Below are 13063 nucleotides of genomic sequence, written 5' to 3'. Positions count from 1 at the left end.
AAAACAGTTCACCAAAGCAAATACTAAACAGTGCAATGCTTGCATAGATAGCGATCGCCCTTTCTTGTTTTTGATGACCGATCGCCTAAAATGAAAAAGCGATCGCCCCTAACACCAAATACCAAACACTGCGATGATTGTACCGAGATCGATGCTTGAGTAAAAAAGAGCGATCGCCCCTCGCACCAACTACCAAACAGTACGATGATTGTACCAAGAGCGATCGCCCCTCGCAGCAAATACCTTCTGGCTGCTACAGTATAATGAGTGAACACGATCTAGTAAAAATTGCACAAAAATCATGACTATCGATCTAGAGATTTTTCAAACTGTCGTCAAGATGCCAGAATCTCTCAAACAAGAGATATTGCATTATGCAAAATATTTACTTGAGAAACACGCCAAAACTGAATCATCTCCAGAACAACTTGAACAACCTCATGGTTATGGTAGCTGGGCCGGTCAAATCGTCATGTCTGATGATTTCGATGCACCGCTAGAAGATTTAAAGGAATATATGTAACATCGCATTTTGGTAGCACAGACGATGAATCATTCGCTTGTTTTGATTAGTCGTGATGAGGCTTTTGATGCTTATCCAATTCAGCGGGTGTGGTGATAAACAAAGAAAAAAGTTTATACTTGCGATCGCCACTCGCACCAAATACCAAACACTGCGATGATTGTACCCAGAGCGATCGCCCCTCAAAACTCCTAGCCATCGACACTCGTTATAATCAAAGTATCAATCCTCCACCAGATGCCGCGATGACAATCAAAGAACTCCTCATCCAAGAAATCGATAGCACACCTGACGAACTACTTGCGGATATTCTCAGTTTGGTACGATCGCTAAAATCCACTCCAAACCCCCAACTTAATACCTACGAAAAACTGCTAGATCGTATCGACTACCTCGAAGCTATCATCGGCATTCGCAAAGGACTCGAAAGCTTCGATCGAGGTGAAGGAATCCCAGTCGAGAGAGCCATGACAGCGCTACAGCAGCAGTTCAACATCCCCCCTCGTCTATGAGTTATCAAGTCCTAATCCAACCACCCGCCTTTCAAGAAATTGAAAACGCCTACCGTTGGATGTGCGATTATCTGAGTGCTGATGCCGCAAATCAGTGGTACTACGACCTCCAAGATGCGATCGCATCCTTGCAACAGTTTCCTTACCGTTGCTCAGTTGCACCCGAAGCTGCCATCATTGGTAGGGAAATTCGACAACTGTGGGTTGGTAAAGGAAGAACCTATCGAATTCTGTTTGTGGTGGAGGGCGATACCGTCGCAATAATACACATTCGTCACCGCCGTCAAGCCCCTCTAGGTACTGAACCGCCAGAGTAATCGCATGAAATAGTCAATCAAGGACGATCGCCCTTCACACCAAATACCAAACAGTACGATGATTGTACCCAAAGCGATCGCCCTTGACACCAAATACCAAATCGATGTCTGCGGTACAATAAAAGTAAACTCATAATTAATCTTTCAAAAATTAACATGATCAACCTAGAGTTACCCCAGTCCGATCCATTCACCAACCTCAAAGTGACGCTGCTGCTAGAATCACTCACATCCGGGGAAGTTGCCGCATCTGTCAGAGAGTTTCCCGACTGTCAAGTGAAAGCAGAAACACGAGAAGCGGCGATCGCACAAATTCAAGCTACCTTTTTAGAACGGCTCAAAAATATTGAAGCGATTTCATGGAACGTGCCGATTCAGGCTTCAGAACCAACCTGGATGAAATTTGCAGGTGTCTTTAAAGACGATTCCGATTTTGTGGCAATTATGGAATCAATTCGTGCCGAACGAACCTCAGATGATGAGTCAGAAGTCGATCCTTCCTATTACCTGTAGAGGTGGCTTTTTGTGTCTCGATATATTCTGGATACCGATTGCGTTTCACTGATTCTCTACAATCATCCCCATGTCACCGCTAACGCAACCAAGCATGGCTGTTGCTGTCACGATTGTCACAGTTCAAGAACTCTTCAATGGCTGGGTTGGCAGGATTAACGATCCGTCCCTGGTGCATAACTTACCTGGACTCTATTCTAAACTTTGGACAACTGTAAAATATCTCCAAACTATTGAGGTACTGGACTTTACACCGGAAGCTGATACTTGTCTCAAGAAACTGTTAAAAGATCACCCGCCCCTGCGGAAAAATCGCCTGCAAAAAGATATGCGGATTGCAGCCATTGCTTTATCCGTCGGTGCTACGGCGATCGCTCGCAACCAACGAGACTTTTGTCAAGTTCCTGGACTCTCGATCAAAGATTGGACGCTTGATTCCTAACTCCTAACTGCTGACTGCTGACTAATATCAAATCCGCCCTTCATCGGAATTATTCATCTCTCTGTTCTCGAACTCTGCGTTCTCTGCGTACTCTGCGGTTTAATCATTCCAATGCAACCGGAATTGATATAACTAATGCAAAAACTTGGGAACTTGATATTCGCGACTTTCGGCGATCGCAATTTGCAAATCACCCATTTGGCGATCCAACTCATCTATTGTGCTTTGCGGAACCGACTTCCACTGGTTTCTAGTTTCCCAGCGAATCAACATCACCACCTCATTTTTCACCGAATCCACCCAAATTTCTTTGCCCAAAAAACCAGGAAATTTCTTGAGTCCGGTCGTCCAAACTTCTTCATCTCGTTGAATAAACGCCTCCAACTTTTCCGGAGGTACTTTAAATCTCAGCCACTCAATTACCATATTATTTTTACCCTGTAAATCACTCGATTTTAGATTTTAGATTTTAGCATTGATTGTACAGCCGCACTCTGGGGGCTTAAACAATCCTGGACGCACAAAATGGCTGGACGCGCGAATTATAGCGGTAACGTGCGCCGAAGAGCGCCCTACATATATAAGTTCTGCCTCCAAGACTGTTAAACTAAAAGCTCAACTTTTTTGCTCTGGGCGACTTTGGGCGGGATCTTGTCTCCAGCTTTGGGTGAAGTCAATTAATCATTGCCGATCGCAATTGTAACGATCAACTCAGTTCCCTCTCCTGGACGCGAAACACAGTGCAACTTACCGCCGTGCTTTTCTACTATTAAATGCTGGGATATTGCTAGACCCAAACCTGTGCTCGTGTCCGGAGATTTAGTGGTAAATAAAGGGTCAAAGATGCAGCCGAGGACTTCTTCAGTCATCCCAGGGCCGTTGTCGCTAATGGCGATCGCAACTTCATTGTCCTCTACCACCGAGGTCCGAATCCGAATTTCGGGATTTAATCTCGAGCTGGCCCCAGACAACAAAGACTGATTTTGCATTTTACCATTCTTTTCGGAATTTCTCCCCCCTTCTTCCAAAGCATCGATCGCATTTGTCAACAAGTGCATGAACACTTGGTTTAAGTGTCCCGCATAGCAGCGGACTCGCGGCAAATCCCCGTATTCTTTAACTAGAGAAATCCCCGGCCGTCCCCCTTTAGCTTGCAGGCGATTTTGCAATATTAGCAAAGTGCTGTCCAAACCTTCGTGGATATCTGCAGGCTTCATTTGGGCTTCGTCGGTACGCGAGAACAAGCGGAGCGATCGCACGACATCCCGAATCCTTTCCGAACCGACTTTCATTGAATTTAGCAGTTTTGGCAAGTCTTGTGTAATAAATTCTAAGTCTAATTCCTCCATCACATATTTAATTTCCGGCACGGGATGGGGATAATACTTTTGGTAAAGGTCGATCAATCGCATTAGTTCTTGAATGTAGCCGGTGGCGTGGCTGACATTGCCGGAAATAAAACTAACTGGATTATTAATTTCGTGCGCTATTCCTGCTACCAACTGCCCCAGGGATGACATCTTTTCTGTTTGAATCAGTTGAGTTTGAGTTTGCTGCAAAATTAACAGCGTCTGCTCTAATCTAGCCGCTTGCTGCCGCAGCCGTTCTTCGGATTCTTGCAAAGCAAAAAGAGACTGTTTGCTTTCTGTAATGTCCAATCCCACAAATACCGCCGCCGTATTGTTATGGTATTTTTGAGCCACAATTAGATAAGTTTTATTTTCTCCTCTGATGCTCGCTGTTACTTCTTGAGAGGTCTTCTTTTTATTGCTGGCAAAGAAACCGTATACTAAATCGTTAAATTTGGGACTTGTATCTAAAAAACCTACTTTTTGCCCGCTAAATACTTCGGCAGGCATTTTGTAAGCGCTAGCTAAATGTCGGTTTACTCCCAAGTAGCGCAAATCGGAACTTACCCAAGAAACTAATCCCGGCACGGCGTCCAAAACGGCTTGAAGTTGCTCTTTCGCCTCTAAAAGCGCTAATTCTGCTACTTGGCGAGCCGAAATGTCGCGGGCGATCGCGCAGCGGTATTCGCAGCCGCCGTATTCTAAATAATTGACTTTAACTTCGACGGGAAAACTGGCGCCGTCTTTGGTTTTGTAACTCGTTTCAAAAGTGAGGTTGCTTTGCTGCTTTAGTTGATCCCAGTGTTCGGACCAATCCGATGCTGGTAACTGCGAATCGATGTCGCTAACCCTCAGGTTTAGCAGTTCCGATTCCGAGTAGCCGAAAAGATGGCAAGCGGCTTTGTTGGCGTAGCAAATTTGACCGTCGGAGGTAGTAAAAAAGATTGTATCAGCAGCATTTTCGAGGGCAATTTGAGTTAGTTGCGGTATTGTTTCTAACTGCTTGCTTTTAACCTCGGACTGAAATTTATTATAGCCATTTGTTTGAGCGAGATCACAGGCTATCTCAGAGGCAAACAGGATCAAACCGCCGATCGCACCTTCGCTATTTTTCCAAGGCTGAAATATCCATTTTACCGACTCGCCCAAAGAGGCGCCTGCGATTTTTCCTGATACAGATGCGATCGATGGCCCTGCCACAAACTCGCTGTATTCCAAAACTCCGGCTAAACAAGCCTGGGCATTTTGCTCCCAATATTCCGGGAGATTCGGGAACAGTTCCCAATGAGACCGGCCGATCGCCGATTGGCAGCCGATACCCCAATCGGTTTCCCAGCGACGAGAAACTGACAGATAGCGCATTTCACAATCTACCATTGCCACGGCCTCGGCGGAGCGCTCCACAAACCGCCGAAGTCGGTCTTTACTCTCGGACACGGCTGCTTCTGTGGGTTGTTGGGCGATCGCGACTGTCCCGTCGGCGTACCTTCCCAGTCCCTGACTTTTTTGCTGAACTGGCTTAGTTTGCACGGTTTGGGATTTCCTCCATAGCTGTCAAGTTTAAAAAATTCTGTTTGAGACCAAAAATGCTGTGTTCCCCTGATTTCCCCTCTTGGACGATACCCTTACAGGGTATCACCCCTCAGTCATATCATTTTTGATGTCTCTATGTCTATCTGTCTACAGGCATTGGTGTCAACTTAATGCCAAATCTAGTGCCAGACTGCTGTTTAACGATTAGGCATAGATCACCCGGGCGAGCTCCGAATAGTCGGATCGGACTGGAGTGCTCTGTGCCGTTCCCCAACTATTGGGGGGCGCAAGAGGGGGAGCGAAACTCGGCAAAAAACGAGAGATACAAAGGATTTTAGGCGATTATTGACACCAATGGTCTATAGGTACTCAAGCAATTTTTCCCCAAACTTTGAGATTCAGAAGATTTCCTGGTGATTGTTCGGTATTTGATACTTCCAAAAAGAATGCAACTGTAGGCTTGTGATCCAAACCTTGAGCTTCCTCACTCATTACCAATTCTTTAATTGAAAATCAAAAATCGAACATGGTATGAGATAGTGTAGTCAGTGCGATCACGCAGATAGCTTGATAATTCAAGAGATGGCTCAAACAAATTTGTGCGTAAATTCACTGGTAAAATCCACTCTCCCTTTGCGTAACATTGCAGGATCTAATCTTTCAGTAGTGTTGCAAGTCATCAAAACTACGAGCTTTTGTCCAAATTGAATCCCGTGTTCGTCTATGACGCTTTGATACAAAGTGCCATCCAGCAAACTCAAAATGTGTTCAGTTTTGTTACTGCGTTGGCCCTCTGCGGTCGATCGATCTTGAGCCAAATTATCAGCCTCATTGATAATAATACAAATCCGCTCTAAATAACTCGGTGGCACAAAATTTTCCACAGCATCGTGGTCTAAGATAAAAATTACATAACCCAGCGGCACTAAAATTTCCTTTGCTACCGCTTGCGTCCAAGCAGTTTTGCCCGTCCCCGGTTCGCCACTGACCAAAACAGCCAACTGATGTTGATCCAGAATTGCCTGCTGAACTGTATCGGTAAAACTTTGAACCTCTGCAGAAAACGTCCGAATTGGGAACTGGCTGTGAACCTGTCCGACGCGGCTTTTGTACCCGCCCAGAATCACCGCTAAATTGTAAGTTGCCTTGCTAACGAGCGGCGCCATATCTTGGGAAATCAGAGTGTAGCAGCGTCTTCCCCTGTCGTAGCTGTCAATTTGTAGCCAGCAGCCTAATCGGGCCCAATAAGCATAAACAGTACCCAAAACTTCCAAGCGTTCCCAGCTAATAAATCGCTCCGGGGCATAAGAAAAATGTCGCTCCATAAAACACTGGGTAATCGCATCCGGTTTTCCCAGCAAATCCAGAACTTTGAAAACAGTAATCTCTTGGAGTTTGTTGAGAACGTAGTCGATGGGAATGCTAGCGCGGCTGACCAATTGTACGATCGGCGTTTCGGTAGCTAAAATGTCTTTGTAGCGGTAATCCGGGTACACTGGCTGCGGAGTAATGTAATCCCAAAACTCATCAATTTCGTAGCGAGTATTTTCCGAGAATACATTTAAAATATTTGCCCACCAGGTATATTGGTGTCGTCCCATTGCGTCGGCAATGTCGCTAGCTGCACCTAAAGTTTTTTGAGCTAGTTCTAAGGGGTCGCTAGACGCTAAGTGTAGCAGGTGATCCCAATCAAATTGACGGTAAAAAGGTCGCCACCCAGAGCCGAGCAGCCCTCGATTTTGAGGATTGTTTTGATTGAAATTGTTGGATCGCTCGCCCATATCTTCTGCACTCATTTTGCAAAACTCCTACTTGCTCTTAATTTTAAAACATTTTGGGTACAATTTATACAAAACACCGGAAATTTCTCAACTTATTTTGAGATAATTGGGTGGCACAAAATCTACTAGCCAAACTTTGTTAGCCGAGCAGTAAAATGTATAGCCGTTGCTTTGCATTGCTGCGGCATCTACAGTAAAGACGGCCGGGATGCCATGTCTTGCACCTACTTGGCGCGCGGTCTGGATATTCACCGACAAATGAACATGATGCCGCGACATTTTCCTAATTCCTTGACTGAGAATAGACTCGACGGCAGTGCTACCTGTGCCGTGATATAAAATATCCGGGGGAACAGCGGGTTCTAACTGCAAGTCTACCTCTACACTGTGTCCTTGGTTCGCACGAATTAGAGTGCCTGTGGAGTCGAGTGAAAAGCGCTGCTTGTCGTTTTGCGCGACTACTTTTTTGAGTTCTGCAAGCTGAACTGGAAAGTTATTTTTTTGGCACGCATCGAGGAGTTCACTAACAGGAACCCAGCCACCTGGAGCGAGTTCAATGCCGATGCGCGAGGGCGCGTGGCGCAGGTGTCTGCTGAGATATCTGCTGATTTTTATTAATCGAGAATCGTTCATAATTTTACTTTATTTATTGAGCTTGTAAATCACATTTTACAAAAGGTCACTCGCGGTTTATTTCCTGGGCTGGGGGCGGGTTTATTGAATCTGTTTGCACTGCCAGAGGGCGCTTTAGTGAACCCGCCCCTAAAGGTTTGTTGAAAATTATTTATATCGCAAAAAATGAAGGCTTTTACGCGCGAATTCTAGCGGTAAGGTGCGCCATTAAAAACCTACATAATTAGGTTCTGCGTCCTGGCATGAAAACAGTTCCCTGTGCGATTTTTCACGAGCTTTATCTTTTGATAATTATCAAAAACTCTGCATTCTGCCGAATGCCTTCTACCTGGGGATAACTCCGCCAAAAATAGCAAAATTTAGATAGCGCCAGTGACATCCTGCGTCGGCAAAACCAGCTTCTGCAAGCCACTTTGTCTGCTCTTCCACAGAGGAGGGAATATCTTCTTCTAGATATTTTTGAAACCAGGCTGCATCGTCTTCTCCGTTAGCTTTCATGTACTGCCGCCACAACTGTTCGTATTGCTCAGTCAGCCGGGGAGTAGCACCTGTGACAATATCTCGAATTAGCAAGATTCCCCCTGGATTCATCGAGTGAAAAATTTTGTGAAATAGCTGCTGTTTACCTGCGCTGTCGAGGTGGTGGATTGCCAACCCTGAAACTACCAAATCGTAACCGCTGCCGAAATCATCTTCGGCAAAGTTTCCTTGCTGCAATGTCAGCCGTTCTCGGAAAGCGGACAAGTTAGTTTTGCAAGTTTTCAGCATATTTTGGGTCATGTCAAAGGCTAGGGCTTTTGCTTGAGGAAATGCTGACAAAATCATTGCCGACAGTATGCCAGTTCCCGCACCTAAATCCAGAACTTTTATGTTAGCATTAGTTTCAGAAGGAATTAACTGCAATATTACATCGTGTTGCTCGCGATAGCGCGGAATGAGGCGAGGAATTAAGCCGTCATAATCAAATGCTCTTTGTTCAAATTGCTCGCGTACAGCGTCTAAATTCACAGACTATTTTCCTCAAATTGTTAATAGTTGAGTGCGTCAATGCAGTTTGGCGGCTCTCTCGTTTGATAGTATATTACATTTTATAATACAAAAAATATACAGACCTGTCAAGATGTAGAAGAAAATAATTTAACAGAAGTTGCCGACGATCGCAAGACACGGACTTTCTTCGCCCAAATCCGCCAATGATTTGGGAACTGTCTAGCCCTACACATATATCTGCTTGAGTGGATCTGAGGCAGAATGCCACAGACCCGAAAGCCGGGCCAAGAGGAAACTTTGTGCCAGATACGAGGAGTAATTGTGAGAAAAAAGTGGACGGTTATGATACCCGTTTAAAAGAATAATGCAACTGTAGGCCTGTGATCCACACCCGAAATTTCTCAGTAATTCCCCATAGTAAAATATAAAATATAAAACATAAAATGGTATTAGGCAGCAGCGGATCATCGGCTAGAGTTGAGAAAATCTGTCCTCAGATTGACAAAATTTAGCCAACTATAAATAAAAATTGAGGTGACTCCCGAGTGGATGTCCTGCCAAATTTTCAGGAACGATGAAGAGATACAAAATATTGCACCCGCCGATGCGGGAAACAAAATAGTGATAATGAATCAGGATGCGAGTAGATTAGCTGTCAGCCGTCAGGGGAAAATAGAAGCAATGGAAATCCAACAGCGGAGCAAGGATAAGCCCGATCGCCGAGGGCAAATTTCTATGAAAAAAGAACTAGATTCGTCGCTGCAAGAATGTTTAGATTTTCAAGGAGCGATCAACCGATCGGTACTTGCGGTGAGGACTGACGCGCGAGGAATTATCAACTACGTCACCGATCGAGTTTGCTCCATGTCCAACTATTCGCGGGGAGAACTGATCGGTCGCCACTTTGGCATCCTCCATTCGGAATATAAGTCTTCGGAATTAATCAAGAATATGCTGTCAACTGTTGCCAAAGGTGAAGTTTGGCAAGGAGACATTAAGAATAAAGCCAAGAATGGAAGTGATTATTGGGTGTACTCCGCAGTAGTTCCGCTGTTGGACTGCAAGGGAAAACCCTGTGAGTATTTCGCGATCGGATTCGACATCACCGATCGCAAAGCCGTTGAAGCAGCCCAAGCCGAAGCCAACCGGGCAAAAGACGAATTTCTCGCGATCGCCTCCCACGAACTGCGATCGCCCCTGAGCGCGATTTTGGGATGGGTGCAGCTAGCTCGATCGCGCAATTTCAACCAAGCCACCACCAACCGTGCTTTGGAAATCATCGAGCGCAACGCCAAATTACAAAACCGGCAAATAGACAATCTCCTCGACCTTTCGCGGCTGCTGCGGGGGAAAGTGTGCCTGAACATTGGCCGAGTTCACCTCCCATCTATCATAGAGTCTGCGATCGCCACCCTCGGCCCCGACGCTTCGGCCAAAAACATCCGCGTAGAAACACATTTTGACCCCGCCGTCAGCTACATTTTGGCAGATGCAGAACGCTTGCAGCAAGTAGTCTGGAACCTCCTTACCAACGCCATCAAATTCACCCCTGAATCGGCACCAAACCCAGTTCAAGTGCGGACTGAGCCTACTGCGCCGGGCGTCTTGATTCGGGTCAGCGATAGCGGTTGCGGGATCGACCCCAAATTTCTGCCCCACATTTTTGACTACTTCCGCCCTGCTGAGAGTTTCCAGACCAAGGAACAGCACCGGCTTGGGCTCGGGCTCTCAATTGTGCGCCATTTGGTGGAACTGCACGGGGGAACTGTTTGGGCTTCGAGTCCCGGCCTCGGTCAGGGGGCGACCTTTGGGGTGGTGCTACCGATTGCCAAGGAAAATGCAAAGGACGATCGCACTCCTGCGATCGTCCAAATGGAAAGCAGGCCCGGATCGGTTTCCAAACCCCTAGCGGGAAAGCAAGTCCTGGTGGTGGAAAGCAGCGTCGAGATCCGGCAATTTCTCAAAACTGGCCTCGAAGCATTTGGAGCCAAGGTAACAGCGGTGGGTAGCGCCAGCGAAGCGATGGCCGAGTTGCAACAGTCGCGGCCCGACGTGTTGGTGAGCGATATGACGGTTTCCGGAGCTGACGGCTGCGATTTGATCCGCCGCATCAGAGCAATGGAAAGGTTCGAGCACAGGGAACTGCTGCCGGCCGTGGCGCTGACGGGAGGCATCCAGGAAGAAGATTCGGTCGAAGCGCTGGAGGCGGGGTTTCAGAGGCATTTGTCGAAGCCGGTGGAAGCGACTCAGTTGGTGAGCGCGATCGCCCAATTGGCTGGACTGACTGGATTCGGCTCCGGAGAGTGGGAATCGGGAAATAGCCGGGCGATCGCACCCCAAGGCTCGCTGCCGGAAAATAACAGTTTTGAGGACAAAAATAATGGGGAACAATTAACAACTGACAGCCGAGAATTACCGCTGTTGCTGGTAGTAGAAGACAACAATTTTCTGCAGGCTTACCTCCAAACTTTATTAACTCCGTACTATCGCGTCGCCCTCGCGAGTGACGGGGTTGAAGGTTTAGAAAAAGCCAAAAGTTTGCAGCCAAATTTGATTGTGAGCGACCAAGTCATGCCCAGACAAAACGGACTGGATTTGCTCAAGGAGATTCGGAGTACGCCAGAATTGAGCTCGACTCCGGTAATCTTTTTGACAGCGCGATCGGGGATGGAATCTCGGATCGAAAGTTTGGATGCGGGTGCTGACGATTATATTGCAAAGCCTTTTGACGAGAGGGAATTGCTCGCGAGGGTGAGAAATTTGTTGCGATCGCACTCAGCCGAACAGCAGTTGGCGCTTCTCAACCGTCAGTTGCAGCAGCAGAAACAGCAGTTGGAAAGTGTGAATCGAGCCTTGCAGTATTTAGCAACTTACGACAGTTTGACTGAGGTAAAAAACCGCCACTCTTTTAATCAATACCTCGATACGGAATGGCGACGTTTGGCGAGGGAAGAAGCACCGCTGTCTTTGATTATGTGCGACATCGATTATTTCAAACTTTACAACGACACTTACGGTCACCAAGCGGGGGATGAATGTTTGCGGCAAGTGGCGGCGGTTATCCAGCATTCGGTAAAGCGAGCGGCCGATTTAGTAGCGCGTTACGGTGGAGAAGAATTTGTAGTAGTTTTGCCGAATACGGATATTGAAGGTGCCACTTGCGTAGCTGAAATGATCGCACAACAGGTGCGAGCTTTGCAAATAGTTCACGCTAAGTCTGCTGTCAGCGAATACGTGACGCTGAGTTTGGGTGTAGCTTGCTGCATTCCCGCGCCGAAGTCGCAGCCGGAGACGCTAATTGCGCTCGCCGACGAGTCGCTTTATCAGGCGAAAGCATCAGGGCGCGATCGGGTTTCGGTTGCCACATTTCAATGATAATAGTTATTAGTCCTTAGTTATTAGTTTTTTGTCAGTTCACTTCGAGCGAATTGGAAAAACTAAATATCTTACAAAAATAGGTTCGTAGTAAGGACTTCTGTCCTTAACTCCGACTTAATAAGCATTAAAGTCCTGACTAAAAAGTTAAATTATTTCCTATAGCACTAGAAGAGTTATAGGATGTCGTATCATGACAGTAACATTAGATCAACCCAAAGACCAAAGGCTAGTCCTATCCGAGATTAGCTGGCAACAATTCAAACTAATTCAGCAGGGTTTTTCTAACTCCCCCGGTATCCGACTATTTTATTATAACAGTGAGGTAGAAATCTTGTCGTCTCGCAAGAACACGAAATCTTCAGCAGAATGATTGCCAGCTTGTTGATCGACTACTTTGTTGAAAAAGACATCGAGTTTAACCCTTTGGGTAGCTTTACCCAAGAGAAGGGAGAGGAAGTCTCGGCTCAAGCTGACGAATCCTTTTTAATCGGTAAGTCAACAGGTATTACCCCGGATCTTTCCATCGAAGTAGTGTTTACCAGTGGGGGAAAGCGCAAACTAACTCGCTACCAAGCATTAGGAGTACCCGCAGTTTGGTTTTGGGAGGATGGAGTATTTGGCTTGTATCATATCAACTCCGCTAGCATCGTCGGGCGTAAAATCTCTTCAACAGTCAATACTCAACTATCATTCAGTTTTTCGACCCGCCCGTTCACAGTCAACAGTCAACAGTCAACAATAATTCCGGTGCAACCGGAATTGATATCATTTGCGATCGCACGGTTATGAAAAAATTGACCAAAGCGAAGTTCTGCCCGGTTTAGACATCAACCTGCTGTCTCGCTGCTTGCTTATGGCTTCTAGGGTTGAAGCGGTTAAGGAGTTTCGGCGCGAGATTTCTGGGGTTTAGAGTCCAAGTGGCTTGGGCGATCGCTCCCCTATTTATAAATATATAGGACTTACGCATTGACAAAATAACCAAACAGTGAATTGATAAATATAGGTCGTCTACTTTCTAGGTATCGGACAATGAGAAAAATAACTAAACCCTCTACGGCACAATGCAATATAGACCTTTACACCTTATTTTTG

General features: G+C 46.3%; 14 protein-coding genes. 7 read left to right on the top strand and 7 right to left on the bottom strand.

What is annotated here, in order from left to right:
* Positions 1 to 23: 23 nt before the first annotated feature.
* Entirely contained in the window at positions 24 to 275 is a 252-nt protein-coding gene (locus tag ACUVJL_RS22525; RefSeq protein ID WP_445247875.1) for a hypothetical protein, read from the bottom strand.
* A gap of 26 nt (positions 276 to 301) precedes the next feature.
* On the opposite strand from ACUVJL_RS22525, the gene vapB reads away from it, so the two are divergent.
* The 5 genes from vapB (at position 302) to ACUVJL_RS22500 (ending at position 2307) form a co-directional block, all read left to right on the top strand.
* Positions 302 to 523, top strand: a complete 222-nt coding sequence (vapB, locus tag ACUVJL_RS22520) for a type II toxin-antitoxin system VapB family antitoxin (RefSeq protein ID WP_445247874.1) — start codon at positions 302 to 304, stop codon at positions 521 to 523.
* A 92-nt stretch (positions 524 to 615) separates the two neighbouring features.
* Complete coding sequence (locus ACUVJL_RS22515; RefSeq protein ID WP_445247873.1) at positions 616 to 1035, top strand: hypothetical protein; 420 nt, start codon at positions 616 to 618, stop codon at positions 1033 to 1035.
* Positions 1032 to 1352, top strand: a complete 321-nt coding sequence (locus tag ACUVJL_RS22510) for a type II toxin-antitoxin system RelE/ParE family toxin (protein WP_445247872.1) — start codon at positions 1032 to 1034, stop codon at positions 1350 to 1352. Before ACUVJL_RS22515 ends, ACUVJL_RS22510 begins: the two co-directional genes overlap by 4 nt.
* Positions 1353 to 1508: 156 nt before the next feature.
* Positions 1509 to 1865 carry a hypothetical protein gene (locus ACUVJL_RS22505; RefSeq protein WP_445247871.1) on the top strand — a complete coding sequence of 119 codons (357 nt, stop codon included), beginning with the start codon at positions 1509 to 1511 and terminating at the stop codon, positions 1863 to 1865.
* Positions 1866 to 1935: 70 nt separating this feature from the next.
* Entirely contained in the window at positions 1936 to 2307 is a 372-nt protein-coding gene (locus ACUVJL_RS22500; RefSeq protein ID WP_445247870.1) for a type II toxin-antitoxin system VapC family toxin, read from the top strand.
* 132 nt (positions 2308 to 2439) lie between these two features.
* Here the strand turns inward: ACUVJL_RS22500 and ACUVJL_RS22495 are convergent, their stop codons facing one another.
* The 6 genes from ACUVJL_RS22495 to ACUVJL_RS22470 all read right to left on the bottom strand — a co-directional run bounded on the left by ACUVJL_RS22495 (position 2440) and on the right by ACUVJL_RS22470 (position 8611).
* A complete protein-coding gene (locus ACUVJL_RS22495) occupies positions 2440 to 2733 on the bottom strand; it encodes a TIGR03792 family protein (RefSeq protein WP_445247869.1) in 294 nt (97 codons plus the stop codon).
* 251 nt (positions 2734 to 2984) lie between these two features.
* Positions 2985 to 5186, bottom strand: a complete 2202-nt coding sequence (locus ACUVJL_RS22490) for a PAS domain S-box protein (protein ID WP_445247868.1) — start codon at positions 5184 to 5186, stop codon at positions 2985 to 2987.
* A 372-nt stretch (positions 5187 to 5558) separates the two neighbouring features.
* Positions 5559 to 5681 (bottom strand): hypothetical protein, encoded by a 123-nt coding sequence (locus ACUVJL_RS22485; RefSeq protein ID WP_445247867.1) that lies wholly within the window; start codon positions 5679 to 5681, stop codon positions 5559 to 5561.
* 95 nt (positions 5682 to 5776) lie between these two features.
* Entirely contained in the window at positions 5777 to 6985 is a 1209-nt protein-coding gene (locus ACUVJL_RS22480) for an AAA family ATPase (protein ID WP_445247866.1), read from the bottom strand.
* Between the two features lie 72 nt (positions 6986 to 7057).
* Positions 7058 to 7603 (bottom strand): RNA 2'-phosphotransferase, encoded by a 546-nt coding sequence (locus tag ACUVJL_RS22475; RefSeq protein WP_445247865.1) that lies wholly within the window; start codon positions 7601 to 7603, stop codon positions 7058 to 7060.
* A 324-nt stretch (positions 7604 to 7927) separates the two neighbouring features.
* Positions 7928 to 8611, bottom strand: coding sequence for a class I SAM-dependent methyltransferase (locus ACUVJL_RS22470; protein ID WP_445247864.1), 684 nt, complete (start codon positions 8609 to 8611; stop codon positions 7928 to 7930).
* A gap of 609 nt (positions 8612 to 9220) precedes the next feature.
* Between ACUVJL_RS22470 and ACUVJL_RS22465 the strand changes: the two genes are divergently transcribed.
* Together ACUVJL_RS22465 and ACUVJL_RS22460 are read left to right on the top strand one after the other, a co-directional pair.
* Positions 9221 to 11968: a diguanylate cyclase gene (locus tag ACUVJL_RS22465; protein ID WP_445247863.1), complete on the top strand. Its 2748-nt coding sequence runs from the start codon at positions 9221 to 9223 to the stop codon at positions 11966 to 11968.
* 369 nt (positions 11969 to 12337) lie between these two features.
* A complete protein-coding gene (locus ACUVJL_RS22460) occupies positions 12338 to 12760 on the top strand; it encodes a hypothetical protein (RefSeq protein WP_445247862.1) in 423 nt (140 codons plus the stop codon).
* Positions 12761 to 13063: the final 303 nt, after the last annotated feature.

The organism is Microcoleus sp. OTE_8_concoct_300 (assembly GCF_031383065.1).
In the GTDB taxonomy this organism is placed as follows: Bacteria; Cyanobacteriota; Cyanobacteriia; order Cyanobacteriales; family Microcoleaceae; genus Microcoleus.
Note: the sequence above shows the minus strand (reverse complement) of the source record. Positions and strands in the feature narration are given on the sequence as shown.

What these genes read in the sequence shown, in the direction of transcription:
- ACUVJL_RS22510 (WP_445247872.1), top strand. Translation starts at nt 1,032, where the DNA reads ATGAGTTATCAAGTCCTAATCCAACCACCCGCCTTTCAAGAAATTGAA.
- ACUVJL_RS22465 (WP_445247863.1), top strand. Translation starts at nt 9,221, where the DNA reads ATGAATCAGGATGCGAGTAGATTAGCTGTCAGCCGTCAGGGGAAAATA.
- vapB (WP_445247874.1), top strand. Translation starts at nt 302, where the DNA reads ATGACTATCGATCTAGAGATTTTTCAAACTGTCGTCAAGATGCCAGAA.
- ACUVJL_RS22485 (WP_445247867.1), bottom strand. Translation starts at nt 5,681, where the DNA reads ATGAGTGAGGAAGCTCAAGGTTTGGATCACAAGCCTACAGTTGCATTC.
- ACUVJL_RS22480 (WP_445247866.1), bottom strand. Translation starts at nt 6,985, where the DNA reads ATGAGTGCAGAAGATATGGGCGAGCGATCCAACAATTTCAATCAAAAC.
- ACUVJL_RS22500 (WP_445247870.1), top strand. Translation starts at nt 1,936, where the DNA reads ATGTCACCGCTAACGCAACCAAGCATGGCTGTTGCTGTCACGATTGTC.
- ACUVJL_RS22505 (WP_445247871.1), top strand. Translation starts at nt 1,509, where the DNA reads ATGATCAACCTAGAGTTACCCCAGTCCGATCCATTCACCAACCTCAAA.
- ACUVJL_RS22495 (WP_445247869.1), bottom strand. Translation starts at nt 2,733, where the DNA reads ATGGTAATTGAGTGGCTGAGATTTAAAGTACCTCCGGAAAAGTTGGAG.
- ACUVJL_RS22460 (WP_445247862.1), top strand. Translation starts at nt 12,338, where the DNA reads ATGATTGCCAGCTTGTTGATCGACTACTTTGTTGAAAAAGACATCGAG.
- ACUVJL_RS22475 (WP_445247865.1), bottom strand. Translation starts at nt 7,603, where the DNA reads ATGAACGATTCTCGATTAATAAAAATCAGCAGATATCTCAGCAGACAC.